Origin of the sequence: Tunturiibacter gelidiferens, assembly GCF_051013345.1 — a bacterium.
In the GTDB taxonomy this organism is placed as follows: domain Bacteria; phylum Acidobacteriota; class Terriglobia; order Terriglobales; family Acidobacteriaceae; genus Edaphobacter; species Edaphobacter gelidiferens_A.
In genome coordinates, this window is the sequence record NZ_CP132939.1 from 4,267,444 (window position 1) to 4,291,187 (window position 23,744).

28 protein-coding genes are annotated in these 23,744 nt (G+C 55.4%); 16 read left to right on the forward strand and 12 right to left on the reverse strand.

From position 1 onward, the window contains the following. Nucleotides 1–260: 260 nt before the first annotated feature. From RBB80_RS21415 to RBB80_RS21425, 3 genes are all read right to left on the reverse strand, one after another. Entirely contained in the window at nucleotides 261–1,142 is an 882-nt protein-coding gene (locus RBB80_RS21415; RefSeq protein WP_433964400.1) for an HvfC/BufC family peptide modification chaperone, read from the reverse strand. Further along, a complete protein-coding gene (bufB, locus tag RBB80_RS21420; RefSeq protein WP_433964401.1) occupies nucleotides 1,139–2,023 on the reverse strand; it encodes an MNIO family bufferin maturase in 885 nt (294 codons plus the stop codon). Before bufB ends, RBB80_RS21415 begins: the two co-directional genes overlap by 4 nt. A 76-nt stretch (nucleotides 2,024–2,099) precedes the next feature. Next, complete coding sequence (locus tag RBB80_RS21425; protein WP_433964402.1) at nucleotides 2,100–2,390, reverse strand: hypothetical protein; 291 nt, start codon at nucleotides 2,388–2,390, stop codon at nucleotides 2,100–2,102. 1,044 nt (nucleotides 2,391–3,434) lie between these two features. Here RBB80_RS21425 and msrB point away from each other — a divergent pair. After that, a complete protein-coding gene (gene msrB, locus RBB80_RS21430; RefSeq protein WP_433964403.1) occupies nucleotides 3,435–3,881 on the forward strand; it encodes a peptide-methionine (R)-S-oxide reductase MsrB in 447 nt (148 codons plus the stop codon). A 193-nt stretch (nucleotides 3,882–4,074) separates the two neighbouring features. Here the strand turns inward: msrB and RBB80_RS21435 are convergent, their stop codons facing one another. Genes RBB80_RS21435 through RBB80_RS21445 form a run of 3 tightly spaced genes read right to left on the reverse strand, consistent with a single transcriptional unit; the run spans nucleotide 4,075 to nucleotide 5,935 of the window. Further along, nucleotides 4,075–5,004 carry a ketopantoate reductase family protein gene (locus RBB80_RS21435; protein WP_433964404.1) on the reverse strand — a complete coding sequence of 310 codons (930 nt, stop codon included), beginning with the start codon at nucleotides 5,002–5,004 and terminating at the stop codon, nucleotides 4,075–4,077. A 1-nt stretch (nucleotide 5,005) separates the two neighbouring features. Continuing rightward, entirely contained in the window at nucleotides 5,006–5,476 is a 471-nt protein-coding gene (locus RBB80_RS21440) for a MauE/DoxX family redox-associated membrane protein (RefSeq protein ID WP_433964405.1), read from the reverse strand. 45 nt (nucleotides 5,477–5,521) lie between these two features. Next, nucleotides 5,522–5,935: a DUF1223 domain-containing protein gene (locus RBB80_RS21445; RefSeq protein WP_433964406.1), complete on the reverse strand. Its 414-nt coding sequence runs from the start codon at nucleotides 5,933–5,935 to the stop codon at nucleotides 5,522–5,524. A gap of 889 nt (nucleotides 5,936–6,824) precedes the next feature. Between RBB80_RS21445 and RBB80_RS21450 the strand changes: the two genes are divergently transcribed. The 6 genes from RBB80_RS21450 (at nucleotide 6,825) to RBB80_RS21475 (ending at nucleotide 10,711) form a co-directional block, all read left to right on the forward strand. Continuing rightward, nucleotides 6,825–7,295 (forward strand): DoxX family protein, encoded by a 471-nt coding sequence (locus RBB80_RS21450; protein WP_433964407.1) that lies wholly within the window; start codon nucleotides 6,825–6,827, stop codon nucleotides 7,293–7,295. Beyond that, a complete protein-coding gene (locus RBB80_RS21455) occupies nucleotides 7,295–7,876 on the forward strand; it encodes a sigma-70 family RNA polymerase sigma factor (protein WP_433964408.1) in 582 nt (193 codons plus the stop codon). The genes RBB80_RS21450 and RBB80_RS21455 overlap by 1 nt, the downstream gene beginning before the upstream one ends. A gap of 22 nt (nucleotides 7,877–7,898) precedes the next feature. Then, nucleotides 7,899–8,153 (forward strand): anti-sigma factor family protein, encoded by a 255-nt coding sequence (locus RBB80_RS21460; RefSeq protein ID WP_433964409.1) that lies wholly within the window; start codon nucleotides 7,899–7,901, stop codon nucleotides 8,151–8,153. Between the two features lie 224 nt (nucleotides 8,154–8,377). Next, complete coding sequence (locus RBB80_RS21465) at nucleotides 8,378–9,013, forward strand: peroxiredoxin-like family protein (RefSeq protein ID WP_433964410.1); 636 nt, start codon at nucleotides 8,378–8,380, stop codon at nucleotides 9,011–9,013. A gap of 107 nt (nucleotides 9,014–9,120) precedes the next feature. Next, complete coding sequence (locus tag RBB80_RS21470; protein WP_433964411.1) at nucleotides 9,121–10,101, forward strand: hypothetical protein; 981 nt, start codon at nucleotides 9,121–9,123, stop codon at nucleotides 10,099–10,101. Nucleotides 10,102–10,450: 349 nt separating this feature from the next. Continuing rightward, nucleotides 10,451–10,711 carry an anti-sigma factor family protein gene (locus tag RBB80_RS21475; RefSeq protein ID WP_433964412.1) on the forward strand — a complete coding sequence of 87 codons (261 nt, stop codon included), beginning with the start codon at nucleotides 10,451–10,453 and terminating at the stop codon, nucleotides 10,709–10,711. Nucleotides 10,712–10,716: 5 nt separating this feature from the next. Here the strand turns inward: RBB80_RS21475 and RBB80_RS21480 are convergent, their stop codons facing one another. Then, nucleotides 10,717–11,181 carry a hypothetical protein gene (locus RBB80_RS21480; protein WP_433964413.1) on the reverse strand — a complete coding sequence of 155 codons (465 nt, stop codon included), beginning with the start codon at nucleotides 11,179–11,181 and terminating at the stop codon, nucleotides 10,717–10,719. 154 nt (nucleotides 11,182–11,335) lie between these two features. Between RBB80_RS21480 and RBB80_RS21485 the strand changes: the two genes are divergently transcribed. Both RBB80_RS21485 and RBB80_RS21490 read left to right on the forward strand, forming a co-directional pair. Then, nucleotides 11,336–12,094 (forward strand): carbon-nitrogen hydrolase family protein, encoded by a 759-nt coding sequence (locus RBB80_RS21485; protein ID WP_433964414.1) that lies wholly within the window; start codon nucleotides 11,336–11,338, stop codon nucleotides 12,092–12,094. Then, nucleotides 12,091–12,309: a nitrilase-related carbon-nitrogen hydrolase gene (locus RBB80_RS21490; RefSeq protein ID WP_433964415.1), complete on the forward strand. Its 219-nt coding sequence runs from the start codon at nucleotides 12,091–12,093 to the stop codon at nucleotides 12,307–12,309. The genes RBB80_RS21485 and RBB80_RS21490 overlap by 4 nt, the downstream gene beginning before the upstream one ends. A gap of 10 nt (nucleotides 12,310–12,319) precedes the next feature. On the opposite strand, the gene RBB80_RS21495 is transcribed toward RBB80_RS21490, so the two are convergent. The 3 genes from RBB80_RS21495 to RBB80_RS21505 form a co-directional block, all read right to left on the reverse strand. After that, the gene (locus tag RBB80_RS21495) at nucleotides 12,320–13,066 is read right to left on the reverse strand and encodes a DUF1223 domain-containing protein (RefSeq protein ID WP_433964416.1); all 747 of its coding nucleotides are present in this window, start codon (nucleotides 13,064–13,066) and stop codon (nucleotides 12,320–12,322) included. Nucleotides 13,067–13,181: 115 nt separating this feature from the next. Further along, nucleotides 13,182–13,601 carry a thioredoxin family protein gene (locus RBB80_RS21500; protein ID WP_433964417.1) on the reverse strand — a complete coding sequence of 140 codons (420 nt, stop codon included), beginning with the start codon at nucleotides 13,599–13,601 and terminating at the stop codon, nucleotides 13,182–13,184. Continuing rightward, entirely contained in the window at nucleotides 13,598–15,286 is a 1,689-nt protein-coding gene (locus RBB80_RS21505) for a protein-disulfide reductase DsbD family protein (protein ID WP_433964418.1), read from the reverse strand. The genes RBB80_RS21500 and RBB80_RS21505 overlap by 4 nt, the downstream gene beginning before the upstream one ends. Before the next feature lie 215 nt (nucleotides 15,287–15,501). Here RBB80_RS21505 and RBB80_RS21510 point away from each other — a divergent pair, with 215 nt between their 5' ends. Further along, nucleotides 15,502–16,101, forward strand: coding sequence for a peroxiredoxin-like family protein (locus RBB80_RS21510; protein ID WP_433964419.1), 600 nt, complete (start codon nucleotides 15,502–15,504; stop codon nucleotides 16,099–16,101). Nucleotides 16,102–16,666: 565 nt separating this feature from the next. Here RBB80_RS21510 and RBB80_RS21515 read toward each other — a convergent pair. Next, nucleotides 16,667–17,734 carry an IS110 family transposase gene (locus RBB80_RS21515; RefSeq protein WP_433964420.1) on the reverse strand — a complete coding sequence of 356 codons (1,068 nt, stop codon included), beginning with the start codon at nucleotides 17,732–17,734 and terminating at the stop codon, nucleotides 16,667–16,669. Between the two features lie 64 nt (nucleotides 17,735–17,798). On the opposite strand from RBB80_RS21515, the gene RBB80_RS21520 reads away from it, so the two are divergent. Both RBB80_RS21520 and RBB80_RS21525 read left to right on the forward strand, forming a co-directional pair. Beyond that, nucleotides 17,799–18,491 carry an SDR family NAD(P)-dependent oxidoreductase gene (locus RBB80_RS21520; RefSeq protein WP_433969808.1) on the forward strand — a complete coding sequence of 231 codons (693 nt, stop codon included), beginning with the start codon at nucleotides 17,799–17,801 and terminating at the stop codon, nucleotides 18,489–18,491. Nucleotides 18,492–18,714: 223 nt separating this feature from the next. Further along, complete coding sequence (locus tag RBB80_RS21525) at nucleotides 18,715–19,956, forward strand: MFS transporter (RefSeq protein WP_433964421.1); 1,242 nt, start codon at nucleotides 18,715–18,717, stop codon at nucleotides 19,954–19,956. On the opposite strand, the gene RBB80_RS21530 is transcribed toward RBB80_RS21525, so the two are convergent. Continuing rightward, nucleotides 19,940–20,449 (reverse strand): hypothetical protein, encoded by a 510-nt coding sequence (locus tag RBB80_RS21530; RefSeq protein ID WP_433964422.1) that lies wholly within the window; start codon nucleotides 20,447–20,449, stop codon nucleotides 19,940–19,942. The two genes, RBB80_RS21525 and RBB80_RS21530, sit on opposite strands and share 17 nt — an antisense overlap. A 124-nt stretch (nucleotides 20,450–20,573) precedes the next feature. Between RBB80_RS21530 and RBB80_RS21535 the strand changes: the two genes are divergently transcribed. From RBB80_RS21535 to RBB80_RS21550, 4 genes are all read left to right on the forward strand, one after another. Beyond that, nucleotides 20,574–21,344, forward strand: coding sequence for a hypothetical protein (locus RBB80_RS21535; RefSeq protein ID WP_433964423.1), 771 nt, complete (start codon nucleotides 20,574–20,576; stop codon nucleotides 21,342–21,344). A 38-nt stretch (nucleotides 21,345–21,382) separates the two neighbouring features. Further along, on the forward strand, nucleotides 21,383–21,985 hold the full coding sequence (locus RBB80_RS21540) for a hypothetical protein (RefSeq protein ID WP_433964424.1): 603 nt from the start codon (nucleotides 21,383–21,385) through the stop codon (nucleotides 21,983–21,985). Between the two features lie 348 nt (nucleotides 21,986–22,333). After that, nucleotides 22,334–23,308: a lactonase family protein gene (locus RBB80_RS21545; RefSeq protein ID WP_433964425.1), complete on the forward strand. Its 975-nt coding sequence runs from the start codon at nucleotides 22,334–22,336 to the stop codon at nucleotides 23,306–23,308. Then, nucleotides 23,299–23,466, forward strand: a complete 168-nt coding sequence (locus RBB80_RS21550) for a beta-propeller fold lactonase family protein (protein WP_433964426.1) — start codon at nucleotides 23,299–23,301, stop codon at nucleotides 23,464–23,466. Before RBB80_RS21545 ends, RBB80_RS21550 begins: the two co-directional genes overlap by 10 nt. Nucleotides 23,467–23,744: the final 278 nt, after the last annotated feature.

The following is a 23,744-nucleotide window of genomic DNA, read 5'->3' on the forward strand; positions in this document are numbered from 1 at the left end:
ACTCGGGGTCAGTGTGGTTCGCTACACCTTCACCGTAATGGACTTGCACCATCTACTCCTTGCCGGTCTCCCGGCGCACTACATAAATTTCCCTTTCGTGAGGCGTCCCCTTGTGGGGGTCGATTCCACTCTCCAGCAGAGAATGAAGAGTCCTGATGTTTGCGTTTTCGCCGGCTCCAGCTATCAGCGTGCGTATACATGCCCGTGGCTGCAAGGCGGCTACGAGGCAACATACGTGATCTGAATGAAGATTTAAGTTGTTAGTTCGGAGTCGTTATACAGAACCATCCCAGCTCGGCGGCGTGTGCGAAACACTCCTGAATTTTGGCGGTCTGGTCCTCTAGGGTATAGACGCCGCCCTCAAAGGCTGCTTCGAGGGCAGAACCAAGAGAACTGCCCGACTGGAGCGAGGATAGCAATTGGAAAGCTTCATGATCAATCCGCCTGTAGTAGACAGAGTTGTCGTAACGATGGACTGCGAGATAGACGTCCTGACGCGTCATCTCCGGCAAGTCAGCTTCTGAAGTCTGCCGGCGTTCGGAGATTGCGTTGCTCATGATGTCGCTGGGGCCAGTCTCTCTATGCACAGCCAGAACGACTTCATCAACAGGATATTTCAGATCGAGCAATTGCAAGTGGGGCTGGAGGCTGAGCTTTGTTTCGCCGTCGAAGCCCGCAAAGTCCGCACCATTCACAGGAGGAATCGCCGCTCGATCGAACGCTTCCACATAGGCCCACTCCAACCGTGCAATATCCATCGCCAGGTCGTGGTTGCCGGACGTAAACTCGGCGTGATTCTGAAGCCATTCCGGCAGCCTGGAGCCGAGGTTACGGAGCGTAAAGGAGGACGACGGGTTTTCTCGAAGGTACGCCAAAACCAACTCATCAAAAGCTTCACTTCCAAGAACCGCATTCAAGGCTGGGAAGTCTTCGGCGACAGCAGTGATGACCCGAAACCAGTACTGGCGGTTGTAGATCTCAAGGCGGTCGAACGAGGACAAGCGGTCGTTGGGTTTAATGTAGCCTTCGGCTATCGCCGCGGTCGAACGTCCGTCGTCTGTCGTCGTCTGCATTTGGAATTCGGCACTGAGAGGCCGCATTACGTCCTCTGACATGCGGCGCTGCAACTCGAGTAGCGTCATGAGTGGATCACCTCTCGGACCATCTGCTCCGCGGGTTGCGAAGCTGTCTCCGTTGGCTCTAGATATTGGTTTGCCTTCAACGCCTCGCCATGCACCTTATCGAAGGACGGGATGTTGTCGTCCCACTCGAGCAAAGTAGCGGTGTGTCCAACACGTTCAATCGTCCGTTGATACAGACCCCAAACCGGATCGAGCACTGGGTGATCGTGCGTGTCGAGGATGTACTTTTCAAACTTAGAGTGGCCGGCGATATGAATCTGTGCCACTCGTTCGGCAGGAACACTGTTGACGTAATCGAATGGGTTGAGAGTGTGATTTTGGGAAGAGACATAGATGTTGTTGACATCGAGGAGGATTCCGCAGTCGGCTGCCTCGACCACCTCGTTTAGAAACTCCCATTCGGTCATCTGGGATTCATGGAACTCAGCATAACTACTTACATTCTCGACAGCGATCGGAATCTCAAGAAAATCCTGGACCTCCCGGATCCTCGCCGCCGTCGTCTTCACAGCTTCGAAGGTGTAGGGGATGGGCAATAGGTCATGCGTGTAACGCCCATCAACGCTTCCCCAGCATAGATGGTCGGAGAGCCATGGAGTCTTCGTCCGTCGAGTCAGCTCTTTGAGACGTTTGAGATGTTCCCGGTTCAAGGGCTGCGCAGAGCCGAAATACATCGAAACCCCGTGTTGCACGACCCGATATTGATCGAGGATGTCGTCGAGCACTTGCAGCGCCCGTCCACCGTCGACCATATAGTTCTCGGAGATGATCTCAAACCAGTCGACGACGGGCTTCTTGGAAAAAATGTGCTCATAGTGCGGAACGCGTAGACCGATCCCCACCCCGTAGTCGGTAAATCCGTTGAAACGGTTCGCTGGCATATGTGACTCCGAACACTAGAAGATGGATAAAACTGGAGGCTTGATAACAACCCAAGCCCCCAGACAATGCGACATGTTAGGCACCCTTCGGCGGCTTGGAACCGTCGGTGGCGCAACCACCCTTGCCCTTGCAATCGTTCTTGCCGGCATGCTTCTTATCGCCGCCGCCCTGACCCTTACAGTCGTTCTGACCCTTGCAGGCATGCTTGGGCAGGGTTTTGTCCTGGACGAGGAGGACGCCGGCGTGTGTGGACTGAACGGAGGTGCCGTTCGACTGGGCCGTCTGAGCGTTCAAACGAACCGTGGTGCCGCCGATCAAACCTGCAAACGCGGCGGCCAAAGCGAGCGATTTTACTGTGGTGGTCATAGGGATAAGCCTTTCATTGGTTGAGCCGCGCCTGGCGGCGAGGGACGTTAGGGTTGACCGCGAAAGAATCGCAGCAGGACCGGAAAGTAGTTCAGGAGGGAGAGAACCACCCATTCGCAACCCTCTCACTCAGCTGCGCTTTCTGCGAACTGCACATTGGAGTGCACGAAGGGCTAAAGGTTACGGTCGATCTGAGAGAACGCAAAAAACTGCGCTTGTGCCAATCTCCGGCCGTGCCGGGATCTGATTGTTTGCAGTGTTTTGAAGTGAAAGATATCCGGTTATCGACATCTGACCCATCCGCTGTTCGTTCGGACAAAATATAGGCGGTTGGTGCTCGGTTTAGCCCACCCGCAGTGTGTCGAGGGGGACGCTCCGGTTTCGATCGTCCCTAGCGATGGAAAGTCCATAAATTTACAGAATCCGAAGAGTGAGGAATGGTGTTTACACCTCGCCCTGAAGGGGCGTAAAGAATCGGGAATCTCGGGCGCATTAAGATCACTGTCGGATACGTAACTTCTGTGTCCCGCTCGCGTCTTATCACCGCAGTCACCGAAAGTGCTGCAGAAAGACCCAACGTTGGCAACGTCATCCGCCGAAAGCTCGCATCGCTCACCACTCGAACTCGGCTAAAGCGTGAACTTGTCGGTCTAGAAAGGACGTTATGCTGCTCCCTTATCAGCTGATAGAGCCGGTTTTCGGAGAAGCTGCCGAAGTCCTTGGCGTCCTCTTCTAAAGGCGTGGTTGTTGCCCGCAGCTTGGTCGTCGGGAGGCGCCGGCCGTACGAGCTGACGCATTCACCTTTGGCTAAGAAGAGCCCTCAATTGAGGAGATCGTCGTACCAAAAGGAAGAAACATGGAGAACAAAACGTCACCACAAACTAAAGAAACCGTCGGGCAAACTGTTGAACAAGTGCGACAGTCGAGTCGACGCACCTTTCTTACCCTCGCCGTCACCGCTTTCGGGGGGCCGCGTTATGGTCCCTACGAAAGCCTTCTGCCAGCGCTGCAGCAGCGGAACAGAGCGGCGATGCTCCCTCTATCGTGACAGTAGTCAAGTTCTCATCTTCCGGCGCGAACCTGGGTAAAGAGACCGTTCCTCACATCGTGAAGCCTGACGCCGAGTGGAAGCGTCAGCTTTCAGCAATCTCATATGAGGTCGCTCGACAAGCGGGTACGGAGCGTCCCTACACCGGGGATAGTTGGGATCTCCACACCGCGGGACTCTTCCGATGCGCGTGCTGCGATACCGCGCTGTTCAGCTCGGCGACGAAATTCGATTCGGGGACGGGCTGGCCCAGCTTCTGGCAAGTCCTTGCGAAGGAGAACGTTGTCGAGATCAGAGATAAGGATTTCGGCATGGTGCGAACCGCGATTTCCTGCCGTCGATGCGATGCTCATATCGGCCACGTCTTCGACGATGGTCCCCAACCAACCGGCTTACGCTATTGCATGAACTCTGCCGCCATGCATTTCGCGAAATTCGCATGAATCGCCGATTCGTACACAACCGGCCCCCGAAACAATGAAGTCTGGGTTGCTCCGGGGCAGGCTCTCGGGCGGCGGCCTGGGGCAGGCGGGCCGATATTGGTGCGACAAGTGACGCAGGTGGATGTTTCCACATCCCTCTGTCCGATTCGGATTGCGATGCCTGTTCGGTCGATACCGAACGTGCATGTTCCGCTTAGATCTCTTGTCCGAACCCTAGAATGAATGGCTCAAGAATGTCCGAAACCGCGCGATTGAGCGGCGTGCTGACCTGGCGTTCCTTCGCAAGTCGGACAACTGCCCCACTAAGCCACGGGAGTTCGAGACGATTTCCTCGTTCCAGGTCAGCGTGCATCGACGAAGTCATGGAAGCGGGTAGGCTATCGCAGAAATCAAGTCGATCCGCCGCATAGTTTTCAGGAAGATTCAAGCCTTCCGCGCGCCCCACATTCACCACCTCTTGCATAAGATCCAAGAGAAAAGCCCGCGTTCTGGGGTTTTGGCGGATAGTACCGATGGTCTGTCTCATGGATGCGGTCGTTCCGGACAGGCCTACGAGGAACACAAATTTCTCCCAGATAAGACGTTGGATATCGAGCGAGATGTCAGCATCGATCGCAGCCTGCCGGCAAGCTTCCAGAATCATCTGAGTCCGCGCCGACTCCCGGCCAGAGTATTCACCGAATGCAATGCGCTGAATGGCTCCGTGATGTCCGATCACTCCGGGTCTGGCAATCGAAGCCGATATGTAGCAAACGCCTCCAACAACAGATTCTGTCGGCAGAAACCTCCTTAGTACATCGTCTTTCTCGACGCCGTTCTGGAGAGAAAGAATCGCGGTTCCCCCTTCTGCCAGAGGCGTGAGGGCTGAGGCTACCTCTTCCGTGTCCCAGAGCTTCACTGCAATCAGGATGAGATCGACGGCCTCAACCTTCCGAATACTATCGACTGCATGCACGTTGTCGAGATGAAGATCACCGCGAGAACTTTGAATGGTGAGACCGTTTCGCTGAATGGCTTCCAGATGTTGGCCGCGCGCAACGAATGTTACGGGGTTACCCCTGGCCGCCAGTCTCGCGCCGAAATATCCTCCAACACCACCGGTTCCGACAACAGCAATTCTCATCTCAGCGCTCCTCCGCACTCGGTAGACTTGATTCGGTGGCTGAGGAAAGATCTGCGATGCGCCGCAGGGAGTCCACCGAAAGGCAGTCTTTGGCCCGAAATGCCAACAATCCGGCATAGATCATGGCGTAGATAAGTTGCAGGCCTGCGGCATTCCAATCCTGAAGCAGTGAAGATCCGAGTGTGAGAAGAAAGATGAGAAAGGCGCCTCCAAACAGCGCCAGACGTAGAGATACGCCGAACAGTACCAAGCCGCCCAGAAGGATTTCGACCCATGGAAGCCCGAGACCAAACAGGTGAACGGACCAGTCTGGTAGTGGCGTCTTGTGAAACGAGCCCACCAGGGAATTTGCGAAGACGCCGGGACCCTGAAGAATGCGACTCACCCCATGGATACATATGTTGAGGCCTAACGTTGCGCGCAGCATAAAATACGCCAGGTTCGTGTCGCTGTATCTCTCAGACTTGCTCATTTGCTTTCCCGCAATCAATTCTCCGTTCCGTCTTTCGCGAGAGCCCTATAAAGATAGTGTGTCTACGCCAAGGACTTGTTCGAATCCGGGTGCCTGGGCGAACAGGATAAGATGACGGCCAAGGTGACTGGACTGTTGAATGTATCCCGCTAGGGGAAGGCGGATCGTGAGTTCTGTCGCTTCTTGAAGATTCGCGACCCGCGTTATCGTCCAGGCGACGGAGACATGCGACAGAGTGCGACCTGAGTTTTCGCCACGCAGCACGTTCGAGCTGGTTTTGTCATCGGCAAGGATGGCGTATATCTCCGCGCCCTTCCCTGGAATGGTTCCACTAACGGAAAAGTCGACGGTCAGGATGTTCCCATCAAGACTGGCAGACGCGATATGGACTGTAGAAGTGGGGGATGAGAAGGGGTCGGGCCAGCCCAGACTATTCCAGTATGTGACGTGTTCGCTCACGCCTACGATGAGCTGGCCGGAGTCGCTATATCTTCCGTTGACCTGCTGAAGAAGAGCGCCGGCCGAAGGACAACTGGAACACCCTCGGACGTGAAGAGTTCCACGAGGACCGCGCGATGCCCAGGTTGCGCGTTATTGGAGTCAAGGTGGGTTGACGGCTGCGCAGACAGTGCAATCAAACTGGCCGCCAGTGCTGCAGCGATGGACAACGCGGAGTAAGCAGTAAAGCGACGAGTCACAATATCCCTCCTCCGCACGGTCATGAGACGTCAATGCGGCGGAGGAGTTACAGGCAATCGCAGTTGCAGCCAACAAGCCCTGGTTTCAAAAAACTCTGGATGGCGACTGGAACCCCTTTGACGAGGTTCATGCCGATGACATATCCGTTTCTCATTGGCTGCTCCCTCCCGGTTCAGGCGGCCGATCGCCTCTCTTCAATGCCAGATCGGCACGCACGGAGCCGGGGGCAGAGGGATCCCGATCAACGCGCGCGGCAGTTCCTGGCAAAGCAGCACGAACTGTTACGTAATCGGTTCCTGATGACTGAACGGGTCTACAGATTGACCCACCAATATATATAGTCCGCGTTGGGCGCGCCACCGGAGGCGGCTTCTCCCCCATTTCTGATGGGCAGCTCGAGAACGGTGCTCTTGCGCAAGATCAGCCACTCACACGGAGCCGGACCTCCGCTGCCGACATTCCGACGGGGTTGGAAATGCTAAAGGTTCGTACTGATAGCAGAAGAATCAAGATCCTCTGTAACGGATCGTCCGGCAAGAACTCTAACTGAGCGCAAGGGCAGGAAGTCGAGGAGATTTTACTTTCCGTCCTCACGTTGGACAGTTGAAGATCGCTCGATGCGATATACCCGGATTTGAAAGAGGACGTCATGAAGGCTTTGCTCGATTTGTATATGCGATTTTCTGGCTTGATTTCAAAGCTTCAATCACCTTTTCTCTTGGTTGTACGGCTCTATTGGGGCTGGCAGTTCGCGCAGTCGGGGTGGGGGAAGTTGCACCATCTCGACAAAGTGACCGACTTTTTCACGAGCCTCAACCTTTCTGCTCCAGGACTTACCGCACACTTCGTCTCGGGACTTGAGTTCGTCGGCGGGATTCTTCTCATTCTGGGATTGGGTTCGAGACTAATAGGACTCGTACTTACCGTGAACATGCTCGTCGCGTACTGGACTGCGGATAAAGAAGCGTTGTTTTCAGTATTCTCGGATCCGGGAAAGTTTTACGTCGCAGATCCATATACTTTCCTCTTTGCCTCCGCCATGGTGCTGGTGTTTGGTGCAGGATTGTTTTCTCTCGATGCACTTCTGGTGAGACGCTGGAACGCAGGGATTGAAAAGTGATGGTTGACAACCCCCAGGTCGTTGACGAAGCACAGATCATAGCCGCCATCCTGCGTGGTGAGACCCACCTGTTTCATGATCTGATTCGACCTCATGAACGAAGCGTGTACGTGATGGTGCTCTCATTGCTGCAGAGCGAAGCGGACGCAGAAGATGCTGCTCAGGAGGCGTTTCTCAAAGCCTTTCGGAACCTCTCCAAGTTCCGGGCCGAATCGAAGTTCAGCACCTGGTTGATTAGCATTGCGCTCAATGAGGCTCGCAGTAAGCTTCGTCAGAAGAAGGCGATGAAGATAGAGTCGCTGGACGCCGGATCAGAAGAGGACGGACATGTGTCTCCGGCAATCCTTCGAGACTGGCGCGAAGTCCCTTCTGAAGCGCTTGAGCGTAAGGAGGTGCGGCAAATGATACAACTGGCCGTTGCAGACCTGCCAGGGATTTACCGTGAGATTTTTTTATTGCGAGACGTGGAGGAGTTGAGTGTGAATGAATCGGCAGAGGCCCTCGGCATCTCCGTAGCGTCCGTGAAAGTGAGACTGCACCGAGCCCGAATGATGTTACAAAAAAGCTTGCACCACAACTGAAACAAGTCAATCCTAAGCGGAGGTGGTTCCCTTGGTTATAGATTGCAAACACGTCTGGGAGTACATCTCTGGTTACCTCGACAACAACCTGGAAGCTTCGGAACGAAACGAAGTCCAGAAACATCTGGAACACTGTGAGATTTGCTCTGCAATTCTGGATTCCACTCGAAATATTCTGATCCTCTCCGCTGACGAAAGAGTCTTCGAGCTGCCATTGGGTTTCAGTGAGCGGCTTCACGCACGCCTTGATGAGGAGATGCAACGCATAAAGGCGTGACTCGAGAGGCGCTGAATAAGTGTGCTACGTCCGATTCGGCGCCGCTCTTTGACCCATCCTGTCACGCGAAATGGCGGACAAAGGGAAGCGTCCTATGGACGCCGACGGTCGCTGCACGATGTAGCAGTCTAATTCTCTCGTGGAAGTTGCAAAAGAGCACCACTTGTAACTTTTTGAATGGATATCGCTCCAATGGTCACGTGTTAACCACGAGGGGAGCGTAGATGGATCTTCAAGAAGAACTCGGTGCTGTTGAACAGATGGTGAGGGAAAAGACTCCTTCGCATGTGATGCCCACCATTGAAGCATCAATCCATGAGGTCAAGGAATCGGGGCTTGAGAGTCGCGCTATACAGCCAGGGGAGGCAATTAGAGATTTCGAACTGCCCGATGCAACCGGCGCCATGGTGAAAAGCTTGGAATTGCGAACTCGAGGCCCTCTACTCATCGTGTTCTATAGAGGAGCCTGGTGTCCATTTTGCAATCTCACTCTTCGGGCTTTTCAGGAGCGCTATTCAGAGATTGCGGATCGAGGCGTCACGATTGTTGCGATCTCTCCGCAAACCCCTGATCATTTATTGACGCTACAGGAGAAGCACAGTCTTCTATTTCCCGTCCCGTCGGACAGCGGCAACAAGGTGGCTCAGCAGTTTGGGATTGTCTTTGAGCTAGACCGTGATCTCAGGGCCGTCCAAGAGCAATTTGGTGTGGACATTCCCTCTTTCAATGGAGACCACTTCCTTTCAATTGCCGGTTCCGGCGGTCTTCCTGGTCTCGAAAGACGGCAAGGTGCTCGATTCATTTGTCGAAGTGAACTATATGAAACGGCTGGCGCCCGAGACGGCAATTGCATGGATTGATGAAATCTGAGGATTGATCTGAGCGATCTGATCCAGACCACGATGTTTGTCGTCGTTTTTGGATTTTCGGGTAGAAACTGACGGCGGTTGTTGAGGAAGAGATCGCGATGGCAAGATGGTCACTCTTTGTTCTTGCGTTCTTGGCATTATTGGCTCCCTGCAGCTTTGCAGGTGAACAGCAAGGCGGGGATCCAGCCCCGCCTTCCGCCAGTCGATCTGATCGAACGACAGGCGGAACGCAAGTCCTGTCGATTGGCGGCGCTACGATTGAGGTCGATCTCGCCGCGGGAAGCCTGGACGTCCAGCCCTCACAGGTCCTTTCCTGGATCGAGCGTGCTGCACGCGCTGTAACGATCTACTATGGCCGGTTTCCGGTTCAAAGAGTGCATGTCCGGGTAATTACCGATTCTGGCCAGGATGACTCCATTCACGGTACAACGTGGGGAAATGTTGGCGGGTTTCAGGGCGTCACGCGCATGCGGCTTGGTCGCCATGTAACGGAGCGAGATCTAGCCGATGACTGGACCATGACACACGAATTTGTTCACATGGCCTTTTCGTCCCTGCCGGACAATCAGAGCTGGATGGAGGAAGGCCTGGCGACGTATATCGAGCCGATTGCGCGCGCTCAAGCCGGGCAACTGCCCGTCCGGCAGGTGTGGGCGGACACGATCCTGGGCATGTCGCAAGGGCAGCCTAAGCGAGGCGATCTCGGTCTGGACCAGACTCGCAGCTGGGGCCGCACCTACTGGGGAGGAGCGATGTTTTGTCTCGTCGCAGATGTCGAGATTCGCAGGAAGACAGAGAATCGCAAAGGATTGCAGGATGCGCTACGCGCTATCGTTGCCTCTGGCGGTATGATCGACAAAGAGTGGTCTCTATTGAGAGTCTTGGATACAGGCGATAAGGCGACTGGAACAACTGTTCTTGTTGACATGTACAACCAATGGAAGGACAAACCAACCACAGTCGACCTCGAGAACCTGTGGGTTCAGTTGGGAATTCGGCGATCCGGAACGGATGGATTGGAACTCGCGTCCAGGGCGCCTTTATCCACGATAAGAGACGCGATCACCACACGGCCTTAGCGCCAGAGAACCCCAGAGATCAACCAGGGATACAATCGCGATTATCCGCAGCTAATAGATAGACTTATGTACGTGGAGCCATCAAGTCGGGACGAGCAGCAGATGATCGAGTCAATCCTCGCTGGCGATACCGAACGGTATCATGAGTTGATACGGTCGTGTGACCAAGGGATATACAGGGTGTTCCTATCCTTCATGAAGAACCCTGCCGACGCGGAGGATGTTGCCCAGGAGTCTTTTCTAATCACCACTGGGACGGTAAAGGTCCGGTTGCACGGCGCGCGCATCATAATGCAGAAGCAGCTCGCTTCAAAATTGAGGGCGCAATTCCCGGGAAGAGGTGGTTGCGATGATCTTGGAATGCAAACACGTTTGGGATTACATCTCCGGTTATCTGGACGATTCGCTAGCGCCCGAGACCAAGGACTCGGTGCAGCGGCACCTGGAGCATTGTGAGATATGTTCTGCGATCCTCGACTCAACCCGCAATATCCTAATCCTCACCGCGGACGATCGTATATTTGAACTCCCCGTGGGCTTCAGCGAACGTCTTCACGCCAGGCTTGCGCAGGAGATCGACGGGAGTTCGAGAGAACCGGATGAAGATTGAGCCGATCAGATCGAGTGATGCAGATGGAGGTGGATCGTCCACTCAACAAACACCAGAAGCAGGGTGACAATCGCAAGCGCGATCTGGATTGTTTCAGCTCGTTTCTTCGCTGGTGTGACGGGTCCAACTCTCCATTGCGATGAAGGCCGGCCGCGCAGCGAGCGAATGCGCCAGATGACATAGAGGTTCACGGCAGACCCGGCGATCGCCAGCAGTTCCATTGGAATTCGAATAGCATCCGCGTGAATGGAGGCCAGAAACTTGGCTCCAGTCGCGGCAGCGGCGAGCGAGCCGACCCCTATCAGGAGACGAAGTCCGCTGAGTGCCGTCACAGCCGTGCAAGCACTTTGCAACAGGATGAAGAACAAGCTGGTGAAACCGATGACCCAGGAACGGCTCTTGAGAGCGACCTGATGGGTTGCGTCGACCGATGAATCCTGCTTGAACACGTTGGCTCTCCAATCAACCATGTTATCTGCTTCTGACGTTTAAGGGAGGTTACCGTCTGAAACGAGCTCGTGCGAAGCCGATTGTCGCATCGGTCAATTATCTTGAATGAGGATTTCCAGTCGGGCGCAACGATCGCACTTTTTTGCAGACTAACGTTAATCGAGAAGAAGGAATATGACACCGATGCAAACGAAGGAAGAAAACCGGACCATTCGAGTGGCAATTGTGCAGGCTTCGCCCGTCCCCTTCGATCTCGCTGGTACTTTAGCAAAGGCTCTTGCTTTGCTTGAAGAGGCAGCAAGGTCTGGCGCGCAGCTCATTTGCTTTGGGGAGACCTTTCTTCCCGGCTATCCGGCGTGGCTCGATTACTGCCCGGGAGCGGCATTGTGGAACCACCCTCCCGTCAAGGAAGTCTTCGCCGAAATGCGTATGAACAGTGTGATCGTACCCGGACCAGAGACCGAGGCCCTTGCGGAGGCGGCCACCAGGCTGCAGGTGGGTATCGTGATCGGTATCAGCGAGCGCGTTCGGGACGCACCCGGCCATGGCACTCTCTTCAACAGTCTGCTCTTCTTTGGGAACGATGGCAGTCTACTCAACCATCATCGCAAGCTCATTCCGACGTATTCAGAACGAATGGTCTGGGGCCAAGGAGATTCGGCAGGTCTTCGCACTACGAAGATCCATCAAGTCAATGTTGCGGGCTCGATCTGCTGGGAACACTGGATGCCACTCACAAGGCAGCACCTGCACAGCCTGGGAGAACAGATTCATATTGCGGTGTGGCCGACCGTGCACGAGATGCACCAGATCGCAAGTCGGCACTACGCCTTCGAGGGACGTTGCTTTGTGCTCGCGGCGGGACAGATTATGCAGGCATCTGCGCTACCCAGTGCCCTTTCGCCTCCCCGGGCCTGGAGCCGCATACTTTGATCGAACGCGGTGGATCCGCCATCATCGCCCCGGACGGACGGTATCTGGCCGGACCTGTCTTCGACGAGGAAACGATCTTATACGCCACGCTCGATCTGCAGGAGATTGAACAGGAGTCGATGACGATGGATGTGAGCGGCCATTATTCGCGGCCCGATCTCTTTCAGATGAAGGTTACGGCATCTGATCGAAATGCTGAGTGCTCAAAAAGATGATCCGCGCCGATCAAATTGGCTTTGTATCTGTTCCCATCACGGGGCCATCGCCGTTTTGCTGCGCGAATAAGACGAGGTGATGACCGGTGCCCGCGTTGGAATGGAAGGAAGCTGGTAACGGCAGAGTAACGGAGCGCTGTTCGGCTTCGTGTAATGCCCCAAGTGGGGCGAGCGCGCGCGCTACCGCGACATGAGTGAGCTCACGTCCAGAGTTCTCTCCGCTCAGCACGTTTGACCGGTCCACATCATCGACCAACACCGCGACGAGTTGGAGCGAGCCCTTCGCAGGAAGGGCCGACGCAGAGTAGGTGAAGGTAATGCTACCTTGCGCAAGCTGTGCTGAATCGATATGCAGCATGATCTGTTTGCGTTGCGACTCCGCGGTCAGGGCAGCCTGAAGGGCGCGCCGATCACTCCCGACGAACTGTTCACGCCCGTTGACAACCATCTGTGGCGTGTAGACGCTGCTCAGCCCGAAGTGGCTGCTGTAGTTATTCTGGCGACCAGTATAGAGCTCTGAGGAGAACGGATCTTTCCACCCCAGGCCGTTCCAATAGCTAACGTGCTCGCTGATGCCCACGATCAACTGCCCTTCGGCGGTCTCGTGTCCGCTCACCTGCTGCAACAATTCGTCGGCGGGCGGGCAATCGGAACAACCTTCTGAAGTGAAGAGCTCAATTAATACAGCCGAAGGATGCGCAGCTTCTGCTTGCGTCGCGTCTGCCTGCGCCGAAACCCCAGCTGGCAGTAAACTCAAAAAAGCGCGACAGTGGCAAACGATCCAAAAAGGGAGAAACGGGAAAGATTGATTGACATATTGACTCCTCAAGACAGGGTTAAGAGACATGGAGTACAGCTGCGCGAAAGTAGCGTTAGCTCTGAGGCTGAGAGAGAGCGCTGAGCACGGCGGACCGCGTCAGCAGCTCGGGCAGGACCTGGACGGGGCCGGTTGGCTGCGCCGGATAAATGACATAGGTCGGCACTCCACTGCGGCTAACGGAGGCAAGCTGTCGAGTGATCTCCGGGTCATATCGCGTCCAGTCGGCTCGCAACAGAACATAGTGCTTGGCTTCTAGTTCGTGCTCCACAGAAGTGTCATGAAGCACAGACAGCTCATTTACCTGGCAGGAAAGGCACCACGCCGCCGTGAAATCGACGAAAACAGGATGACCCTGGGATTGCGCCTGTTCCACAGCAGCCGGTGAAAAAGCCTGCCACTGCAGGCGGTCCACACGGGGCGACGCGAGCGAAACCCCGAGCGAAGCCGCGATGATCCCCAGCGCTCCAATCATTCCGATCCTCTGCGCGGGCCAGCGAGCGAGGACCCATCCGGCAATCGCAAGCAGAAAAGTCCGACCAGCAGCCGTGCGATGTGATCAGAGCCGTCCCCGGCGCTGGAGCTGTAAAGGCGGCCATAGACCCACACCAGCCACACCGCGGTCAGGAACAAGGGTACAGCGGTCAATTGCTTGAGCGTCTCCATCCAGCGGCCGGGGCGCGGCATCCGTTTTGCCCAGCCGAGTTGGAGCGTCAAGAGCAGGTAAGGCAGTGCCAGTCCGAGAGCCAGCGCGGTAAAAATCGCAAAGGTCACGACTGCCGACTGCGCCAGAGCAAATCCGATTGCCGCCCCCATGAGAGGCGCCGTACAGGGCGTTGCCACCACCGTGGCAAGTACCCCGGTAAAGAAGCTACCGGCATACCCAGGCCGGCGGGTCAGCGCATCCCCTTTGCTCGTAAGGCTTAGGCCGAGATCAAATTGTCCCGCAAGCGACAGCGCCATGAAGAAAAGCAGAGATGCCATCAACACTACAAAGACGGGGGACTGTAGCTGAAAGCCCCATCCAGCCTGCCTTCCTCCTGCGCGCAGGACGAGGAGGACCGCGACGATTGTCCAGAACGAAACCAGAATTCCCGCTGTATAAGAGAAGCCATGCAGCCTTTGAGTCCGGCGATTCTCGGTCGCGCTGCCCGCCAGCGAGAGTGCCTTCAGGAACAAGACGGGGAATACGCACGGCATTAGGTTTAGCACCAGGCCTCCGGTGAGTGCCAGCAGAATTGCGAGTGTAAAGCCTAAGCTGGACGTGCCTGAAGCATTTACGGCCGCTGCTGCCCGGTTCACCGGTACGTTGATCAGATAGGACCTGTTTCCGTTGAGCTTCACGATGCCCTTCAAATGCGCGGGCAATGTATCCGAAATATCGCCGCGCTCCACGGTAAGCAGCACTCCCTGGGCATTAGGCACCGCTCTTTGTTCAGCGGCGTTACGCAGCGCATCTTCATCGAGGGGATAAAACTCCGCCTCGGATTCGCGCTTGCCTGTCTCAATCCTCAGCACGAGGTGATCTCTGCTCCCGGAAACCGTAACCGATTCGCCCTGCGGCAGCGCGACCGGTTCGGCTCGTATTGCCGCCGCAATAAGGCTTGAGGAAGCTTGCGCATTCTGATTAGCGCTTACCGGAAGACTAAGCCCCAGGAACGCCTTGCCCGGTACGCAGACTTCGCGACAAACCAGCCAGCGAACATGTGCCTTAAGGTGCGTGACGGGATTGCTTCCAACTCCCTCACTCGAATTGGAAACGCGGGAAGTCCCGTCCAGCTTCAGCTCAAAGGGGAAGACCGCAGTCCCTTCGTAGCCATAATCCATCAGTGGCCCGAGCGGCAGCCGCTTCGGGGTGGGAAACTGCATCTTGCCCACCGTCACGCCTGCTGGCAACACCCAGTCAACGTTTGGTGCCTCTCCGGAGTCTCCTGCGTTGACCCAATAGACATGCCATCCTGACTCCAGATGCAGTATGAGCGCAATCTGGCTTGAGCCTTGCGGCGATGCAGCGGGAACGCTTGCTGCTAACTCGGCCGTAACGTGTGCTGCTTTGACTGGCCCGTCAGAGCCGTCTCCCACTTCATGCAGCTGTGCGAAAGCGGCTCCATGAACTACGAGCCAAAGGAACAGGAACCAGGTTCGGCGAAAAAGCGTCATCGAAATTCTCCGCTCTCGACTTGTTCATCGAGAGACCCTGAGGAGAGGGCGCGAATCTGATAGCAAAACAGCTGCAAAGGTTACCGCGCTCCTCGATTTCTATTGCTTTTTTTGTTTGTAACCGTTTCACGGATTACAAATCTCATTTAACGCGACTATCCCAAACTTCGATTGGAGCAACGCACTATGACGTCCTTAAAAGGGAGCGGAAACATATGGACTCCCGAATCAACAATTCCCGCAGCGAAACATGGGCGACGCTCCGTAGTCTTCGAAACGTCCTCACGCTTGTGTGCGTTGTCCTAGCGATCGGCACTGCTGTTGCTCAAACGCCTGCGGTCGGCGCCAAAGCACCGGACTTTACCCTCGATACGCCAACCGGCAACTCCGTAAGCCTCGACAAGGAGTGCGCTAAAGGTACGACTGTGCTTGTGCTGCTTCGCGGCTTCCCTGGCTATCAGTGCCCATACTGCGTCAAACAGGTACACGATTTTGTGGAGCACAGCACGGACTTCGCAGGCAAGAAAGTCAACGTTCTTCTCGTCTATCCCGGGCCGCCAGCCGATCTCGATCAACATGCCAAGGAATTTCTTGCGAAGCAATCCGATCTGCCGCCCAACATAAAGCTGGTGATTGACCCTGACTACAAAATGACGAACTTGTATGGTCTTCGCTGGGACGCACCCCACGAGACCGCGTATCCATCCACCTTCATTCTCGACAAGAACGGCAACATCCTGTTTGAGAAGATCAGCCACAGTCACGGCGACCGTACATCAGCAGAGGACATTCTGGGACAATTGAAAGCCAATTAACGGGAGGTTTCGAAGTAAAACGCTCAGGCAACTAACCAAAATAGGCAACAGCACTTCATGGCCAAAGAGGGTTATCAGAATGGGTAAATTAGACGGTAAGGTTGCAGTAATCACTGCCGCAACGTTCTATAAGAAGGAAAGTCAACAAGAAACACTTCCCCCTCTGCTGAATTCTTGTTGACTTTCAGCCCCCTTGAAATTGAGCGGGCTTGTTCTCGCATTCACCTCCAAAGGCTCGGGACGTTGCGGAACTGCAGACAGCCGCGCATCGCTGGTGGCTTCTTCCCTTGTGGTGTTCATACTCGATTTGCGACGATGCCAGTAGTTTGAGAAACCATCAAGCAGAACGTTGGTTATGTGGCAACCATGGTTCTATCTGGGACTCGTGTCCATTGCTTTTTCTGGTTATCCGAGAGGGACTATGGTCAGGTGTGAGACTGGGTGCCCGAGGCACCACTCGTCTAACTTTGCAGTTGAGACTCGCTCTCGAACCCAAGTGTCTCAAGTACCGGTTAAACCACCGCGGGGATTGGAACCACGGGATGGAACGGAACTATGGGAACACTCAAGCTGTTTGTGGGTTCAGATAACTGGCGTCGAAGCTAGCTCCTTTCTTCCAGACGGTCAGGATGATCGCTGCAATTTTGCGTGCCAGGCTCAGCCGCGCCATCTCGGGCCTTATTCCTTTGCTGATCTGAGCAGCGTAAAACTTCTGAAACGGTCCGCTCTTGACTGCAGCAACAGCTGAGGCGCTCTTAAAGATATTTTTGAGATCGTGATTGTGATTCGAATTGAGCCCGCGAATCGATTGCTTCTTTTTGGATCGCTGAAGTTGTCCATTGACGAACTGATTCTCTGCGCTGTCGTGGGTCTCGACCGCCAATCCGCTGTAAGCCCAGAGCTGTCGCTTGGAGCGAAAACGATCCGGCGTCTGCAGCAGCGCGATCAGCAGCGCAGCCCGGATAGGGCCAATCGACGGAATCTGACTCAACAGCGTCGATACGGTGTGCTTCTTGCTCTCCAGCAGTAGCTCGCGAAGCACGACTAAGCGGAGCGAGCGCAGAGCGTCCAACTCCGCGTAGTAAAACTCAGCCCGCCGGCGCACGCCGGGTTCCTCGATCTTGCCCAGCCACTCCTGACGATGCCGCAGTCCGTAGACCTGTTTGCCCACGCATGGAATCGCCCAGCTTCGATATATAGCCTTCACCCGGGTCATGACGCGCGCCTGGTCTTTGGTGATGGTCAGATAACTCCGCGCCAGCTCTTTCAGGGACCGCACTCCATGCTCGCCGTGGTAAACCGGCCGCAGCATATTCGAGCGCAGCAGTTCGGCCAACTTCCGGGCGTCGTTTCGGTCACTCTTGCTGCCTTGCTTCAGATAGCCATTGCGACGCGGATCACACACCACCAGCTTGGCCACATGCGGCTTCAGCAGGTCATACAACCAGGCTGCCCAGGTGCCCTCTTCAAACGTCAGATGCAGACTCCCGCGCAGTCCATGCACGAACTCGAGAACCGTAATCGCCTTGGTCTCGATGATGCATTCCATCACCATCTTGCCCGAAGAGTTCAGAACCACGATCGAGATAGAGTCCTTGTGAACATCCATTCCGATATACTTCGTGCCTTCCATAAGAGCGCTCCTTTCTGACGGTGAGATACCGCTCACAGCCTAGTCCAAGGGGGCGCCTTCTTATATTGCGTCAAGTCTGGCCCTGGCGACAGCAAAGTTGTTTGTAGAAGAGGGCGCATATGTGTTCATCACTGGCCGGCGGCAGGAGAAACTGGATGACGCAGTCAAAGCGATTGGCCGCAATGTGACAGGAGTCCAGGGCGATGCTGCTAATCTAGCCGACCTGGACCGCCTGTATGAGACCGTGAAGAAAGAGAAGGGCTATATCGATGTCCTTTTTGCAAGCGCAGGACAGGGCGGCCAGGAGATGCTTGGATCGGTGACAGAGGAACAGTTTGACACCACCTTCGGACTGAATGTGCGGGGGACGCTGTTCACGGTTCAGAAGGCGCTTCCATTGTTCCGGGACGGCGGATCCATCGTTATGAACGGGTCGATCGCTAGTGTTAAAGGTATGCCTGGAAGAAGTGTTTATGGCGCAAGCAAGGCAGCTTTGCGATCATTCGCACGGACATGGCTGGTGGAGTTGAAGGACAGAAAGATTCGCGTGAATGTGATGAGTCCCGGTCCGATCGATACTCAGGCAATGGAGAATGCCCCACCGGAAATGAAAGAACAGTTCCGGTCGATGATTCCCCGCAAAGAGCTAGGACGCCCAGAGGAAATCGCAACAGCTGTTCTGTTCCTGGCTTCAGACGATTCGAGCTATGTAAACGGCAGTGAGTTGTCGGTAGACGGTGGTTTGGCACAAATCTGAGCAACGTATCCTTCATGTAAGGCATATCCGGCTCTGGAGGTCCGAATCGATAACAGGCGAGATAAACTGCAACCGTGTACCGTGATTTTCATCTGAGTTAGTGCACCAACTTCTCAACGCGCATGCGAGTCTGATATTGAATACGTACGATCTGCCACTCGCTGTCCGTATCGGCTTGGCTCAACCAGGGTTGGTCATATCGCCGAGCGGGGTCTAGCGTTTAGTGGCCGCATCCTTCTTAGGTCGCATCTTCAGAGCGTTTCGGTACCGTGATTTTCGGATCATGTGGCTGGGAGCGTGTGTCTCAACCATTGGTACGTTTGTACAGCAGTTCGCACAAAGCTGGCTGGTTTACGATCTCACCAAAGATCCCTTTTATCTCGGCCTGGATCTCTTCCTAGGGCAATTGCCTATCATGCTCTTTTCTCTCGTCGGTGGCGTCTTTGCTGATCGCCTGGACAGGAAAAAGATGCTGCTTTACTCGCAATATATCCAGATGATCTGCGCCTTTGTGTTGGCAGTATTGTTTGCCACCCATACTGTCAAGGTTTGGCACATCCTGACACTGTCCTTTGTTGTTGGGGTTGGGCAATCCTTTGGCGGACCCGCCTATTCAGCACTGTTGCCAACGCTTGTGGGACCGGAAGACCTTGCTAATGCAATTTCGATGAATTCGATTCAGTTCAATCTTGCACGCATTATCGGTCCGACTCTCGGAGGCCTCGCGTATACCGTCTTCGGCGCGACTTGGTGTTTCGCGCTGAACGGCGTCTCATATGTCGCGGTCATCCTCTCTCTTCTCGTCATCAGGGTGCAATTTATCGCGCCCAAGACGCAAACGTCCGTTTTGAAAAGCATGAAGGAGGGGATCAGATTCATTCAAGATCGCGAAGGCTTGACTCCCCTCGTTGTGTTGGCATTTTGCACCACCCTGTTCGGCTTTTCCCTAACTGGATTTTTGCCTGTGATCGTGCGGACGATCTTTCACAGAGGTCCAGGGACGTATGAGCTTTTACTGGTTTTCTCAGGCGCTGGATCGATCTGCGGAGCGCTCCTTGTTGCGGCAACGGAAAAATTGAAAGGACAGGGGCGTCTTGCGGTACTTGCACTGTTAGCCCTAGGGCTTACAACCGCTGGGTTTGCAGTCTCTAAGTGGCTCCCGGTGTCCTGTTTCCTAATTTTCCTTGCCGGGGCAGCCGTGATGGCGTCCGCGTCTCTGTTGTTGTCACTCGTTCAACTCATTGTGGTTGATTCGATGCGAGGAAGGGTGATGAGCGTCTACAACCTGGCCTTTCGCGCTGGAATACCATTGGGCGCCTTGAGCCTTGGAAAGCTGATTCCTATCCTCGGCGTTCCAATCGCTATTACGGGGTTCGGGTTATCTCTGGTGGGTGTAGCCAGCTATTTTCTGATCGTTATGACGAAAGCGCCGACCTTTCGCCGGCAGGCTAAATCGGAAGTCTGATCCGGTGCGAAAAGCCTCCGCCAGCGAGACTGCGATGAGTGGTGACCCAGCGCGCCGAGCTCTCGACCTCTGCAAGCGTGGAAGCGTAGCCTGTTACCGCGTACAGTCTGGCAAGGGCATTGATCATCCGGCCGTTCTCGCGTGCATAGAGATGTTTGTCGATGCGGGGAATACCGATGGCGCGGCGCTTTTCGTCGCCCAGAGAGAAGAAGGATGCGCTGTGTCTCCCGGAGATCACATCGGCATCCTGGCTGACATAAAACGCGCCGTCGGGGCTGGTAAAAGGACGCACAAAGCGATGCACATTCTGAGCGGCGACGAGATATTCCGGCGTGTGCGACTGACCGTACGCGCTGCCTGTTGTCGAGGCGTCGGCTGGCGCCAGCGTACTCCTCGATTTGCAACTCGTCGTGCCTTGCTGGTTAGATGACCATTTCTCAGGATAGTTACAGGCGCGCGAAAAAACGTGAAGTGCGATCGATGCAATTCGCAAAAACATAATCAGGAAAGCGATTTGTTGTAACTAAAGCAGGAGCCAATCACTCTCACCCGCACACGGCCCCAGGTGAGTTGTTACGTAAACACCTCGTCGTGAATCTGTTTTTAGGAGCCCGACAATGATTCCTGCGTTTAGAACGTCCGTCCCCCTCGGAAAAGAACTGAATGTGACCGCCCTGCGTCCACGCCTGTTCTCCACCACAAAGGTATTCATCATGGCCAGCGCGGCGGTGATGAGTAGTCTGATACCTTCAACAGTTCTCGCGCAAAACACTTTGGCGGCCAAGCCACCCGTGTCACCCGAGGTGCTGGCCGTGCACAGCAAGGCAAAACGTCCAGTGGCAACGACACCTGCCATTACGTCGGGCACTGGCGCTTCGACTGGCATCAACTCAGAGCAGGGCTTTGGCTTCACCGCACGACAGAGCCCTGGGCCGGGATGTGATCTATTCCCTGCGCCTGCCTCCACCGGAGCCGCTGTTGGTCTGTCGTACTTTGGACCGCCTCCTTCCACGGTCAATCCGAGCCTCGTCGGGCCAGTTCAACTTCTGAACTCAGGAAAAGTCGACGCCACAAACGGGACGATTACATTACCTCTGTACATGGGAACGCTCAAAGGAACCAAGAAGAAGATTTGGTACATCCTGACCGACGTTTCCGATCAGGGCATCGCGAACGAACTTGGATTGAACTTTTCAGCGAAGTTGGGTTTCGCCGAGAATGCTGCGAGAACCGGAACCATCGACGGCAACGGAAACATTGTCTTCGACAAAGGAACGGTGGATTTCAGCCCCCAACGGAACATTGTCCCCGGGCCAACGGGACAGGAATTCCCGCCGAAGTCGTTCGCTCCGGGGAGATTGGAGACAAGAACTATAGTCCGTTTGTAACCATCACGAATGCTGGCAATGTGGTCTACAACGCTCCAATGATTGCATACAATGTCGACGCGAGTGAGATCGATTTCCCCAACGGAAATGTTGATTATTCGAAGGTCCACGATGCGGTGGCTGCCATCGATACAGTCAACATGACGGTGACGCTGAACCTGGTTAACGGCTTCAGCTTCGGCAGACCCGTTTGGTACATCTCCATGGACGCAAGCATCCCTCTGGCGGCGGCGATCGAACACAACACCTACGCACCTTTGATGGCTAGCCTTCTTTTGGGCCACGACGACAGTGCCTTCAGCCCGATCGAGCGCATCTTCATTGCAACGAACGGTCCGGAGGCAGGAAGCTGCAACAACCCTCTGCGCCAGGGTCTTTCTGCAGACTTAGCTGATGGATTCAGGCCAAACAATGTACTCGGTGGAATTCCGACGATTGCTTTGGACTACAGTCCGGCATGGGACGCCAACCTCTACGAGTGGACGCAAGACGCTATCAATAATGGCTACCGCGGTCAACTTCGCGAGGAGTTTCAAATATTGACATTCGTCCAGGACGGTCTCTTGACTGGTCCGGGCGGAGCGGCGTTTGGTAGCGCTGGCTTCTCAATCAATTGCCCAATCGTCCAACGATTGGATTAATCGATACCCTGCTCCAGCCTTGTCCCCTGTGGGATTGTTCAAATGCGACATCGTCGGGTTTGAACAATCCCTCTTCTTCTTTCCATGTTGTGCAACTAACCGATGCCTTCGTATTTTCGATTGTCCCGGCTCAACTGTCAGATCCATACGTGCCATCAAAACAACCGCAAGTTCGGTTGCTTCTCTGCCGCATCCCAAAGACAATTCCATGTCCCGTGTAACCTTTCTATCTCCGGACACTCCAACGGTTGCGTAATTCCCGAGGCGTGTCCGTCAGAGCGATTCCATCGAATCACTCAACGCCCCTCCTCGGTCTGCGCAAACTGTCATCCCCAAGGAGAGCCACAAATGTTGAAGGTAACTCGAAGTCTCTTAATGTTCGCCGTCGGAGTTGGCGCCGCACTCCCAATTCTCGCCTCTGCCCAACCCAACAACGCCACCGGCGCTGTCTTCGTCATGTCCAACGACGCGAGCAAAAACGAAGTCATCGCCTTCGAACGCGCCGCCAACGGCACCCTCGGCGAAAGCGTCTCCTACGAGACCCACGGCCGTGGCAGCGGAGGCATTACCGACCCACTCGAATCGCAAGGCTCCCTCACCCTCAGCCAGAACCACTCCCTTCTCTTCGCCGTCAACGCCGGCAGCGGCGACATCACGGTTTTCAACGTCCACAAAGCCGCGCTAAACTTCCTCAGCAAAACTCCCTCGGGCGGCGCACAGCCCTCGGCCATCGCCGAATCCAACGGCCTCGTCTACGTCCTCAACAGCGGCGGCGCCGGCAGCCTCGTCGGCTTTCACCTCGACAACGGTGGCCGACTCGAGCAGATCAAAAATTCCACCGCCTTCCTCACCGGCACCACCACCGGAGGCGCCTCGCTCGCCTTCAGCCCCGACCGCCAGTTCCTCGTCGCCACCGAGCGCGTCGCCAACAACATCGACGTCTTCCACATCAAGCCCGACGGCACCCTCTCTCCCATCGTCGTCAACCCCAACCCCGCTCCTGGTACCTTCTCCGTAGCCTTCGCACCCGAAGGCGCCGCCATCGTCTCCGAGACCGGCCCAGCCGGCGCAACCAACGGCTCCACCATCTCCTCCTACAAGGTCAACGCCAACGGCACCGTCACCGCGATCACCCACAGCCTTGCAACCTTCGCGGCCGGCAACTGCTGGAACGCAATCACTCCTGACGGAAGATGGGTTTACGTCTCGAACTCCGGCAGCGACAACATCTCCGGCTTCAACATCGGCAAAGACGGCTCCCTCACCCCATCGGCGGAACAGTCCTCGGCAACAACCCCTCCGGCAGCCACAATGTGGACATAGCCGTCAGCGCCGACGGAAAATTCGTCTACACCATCAACTCGCAGTCTGGAAACATCGGCGTCTTCGCCATCAACCAGCAGGACGGCTCCCTCACCGGCCTCGGCCAGGCCGGGGACCTTCCAAAGTCGGTCGGTTTCAACGGCATCGCCGCACTCTAAACAACCGAACTCGCGAGTTGCGGAAAGCAGTTTCGCAACTCGCGGTCCGCTCATCCCGAAGTACCGCATTTGGAACCAAATGGGCAGAATTTCATCTGGATGTTCGGAGCCGGAACTTGAAAGGGCGGTAGCTGTCCCATATCGGTCTGGGAGAGCCGCGTCTTGCCGTTCGAGAGTTGCGCCGTTCATCGCGTGGACGGCGCACTCGGTTGATCAGCAGTTCGTCTTGTGGAGCTTAAGAATGCGACCGGTGATACAAGCACCAATCTCAGTTGAAG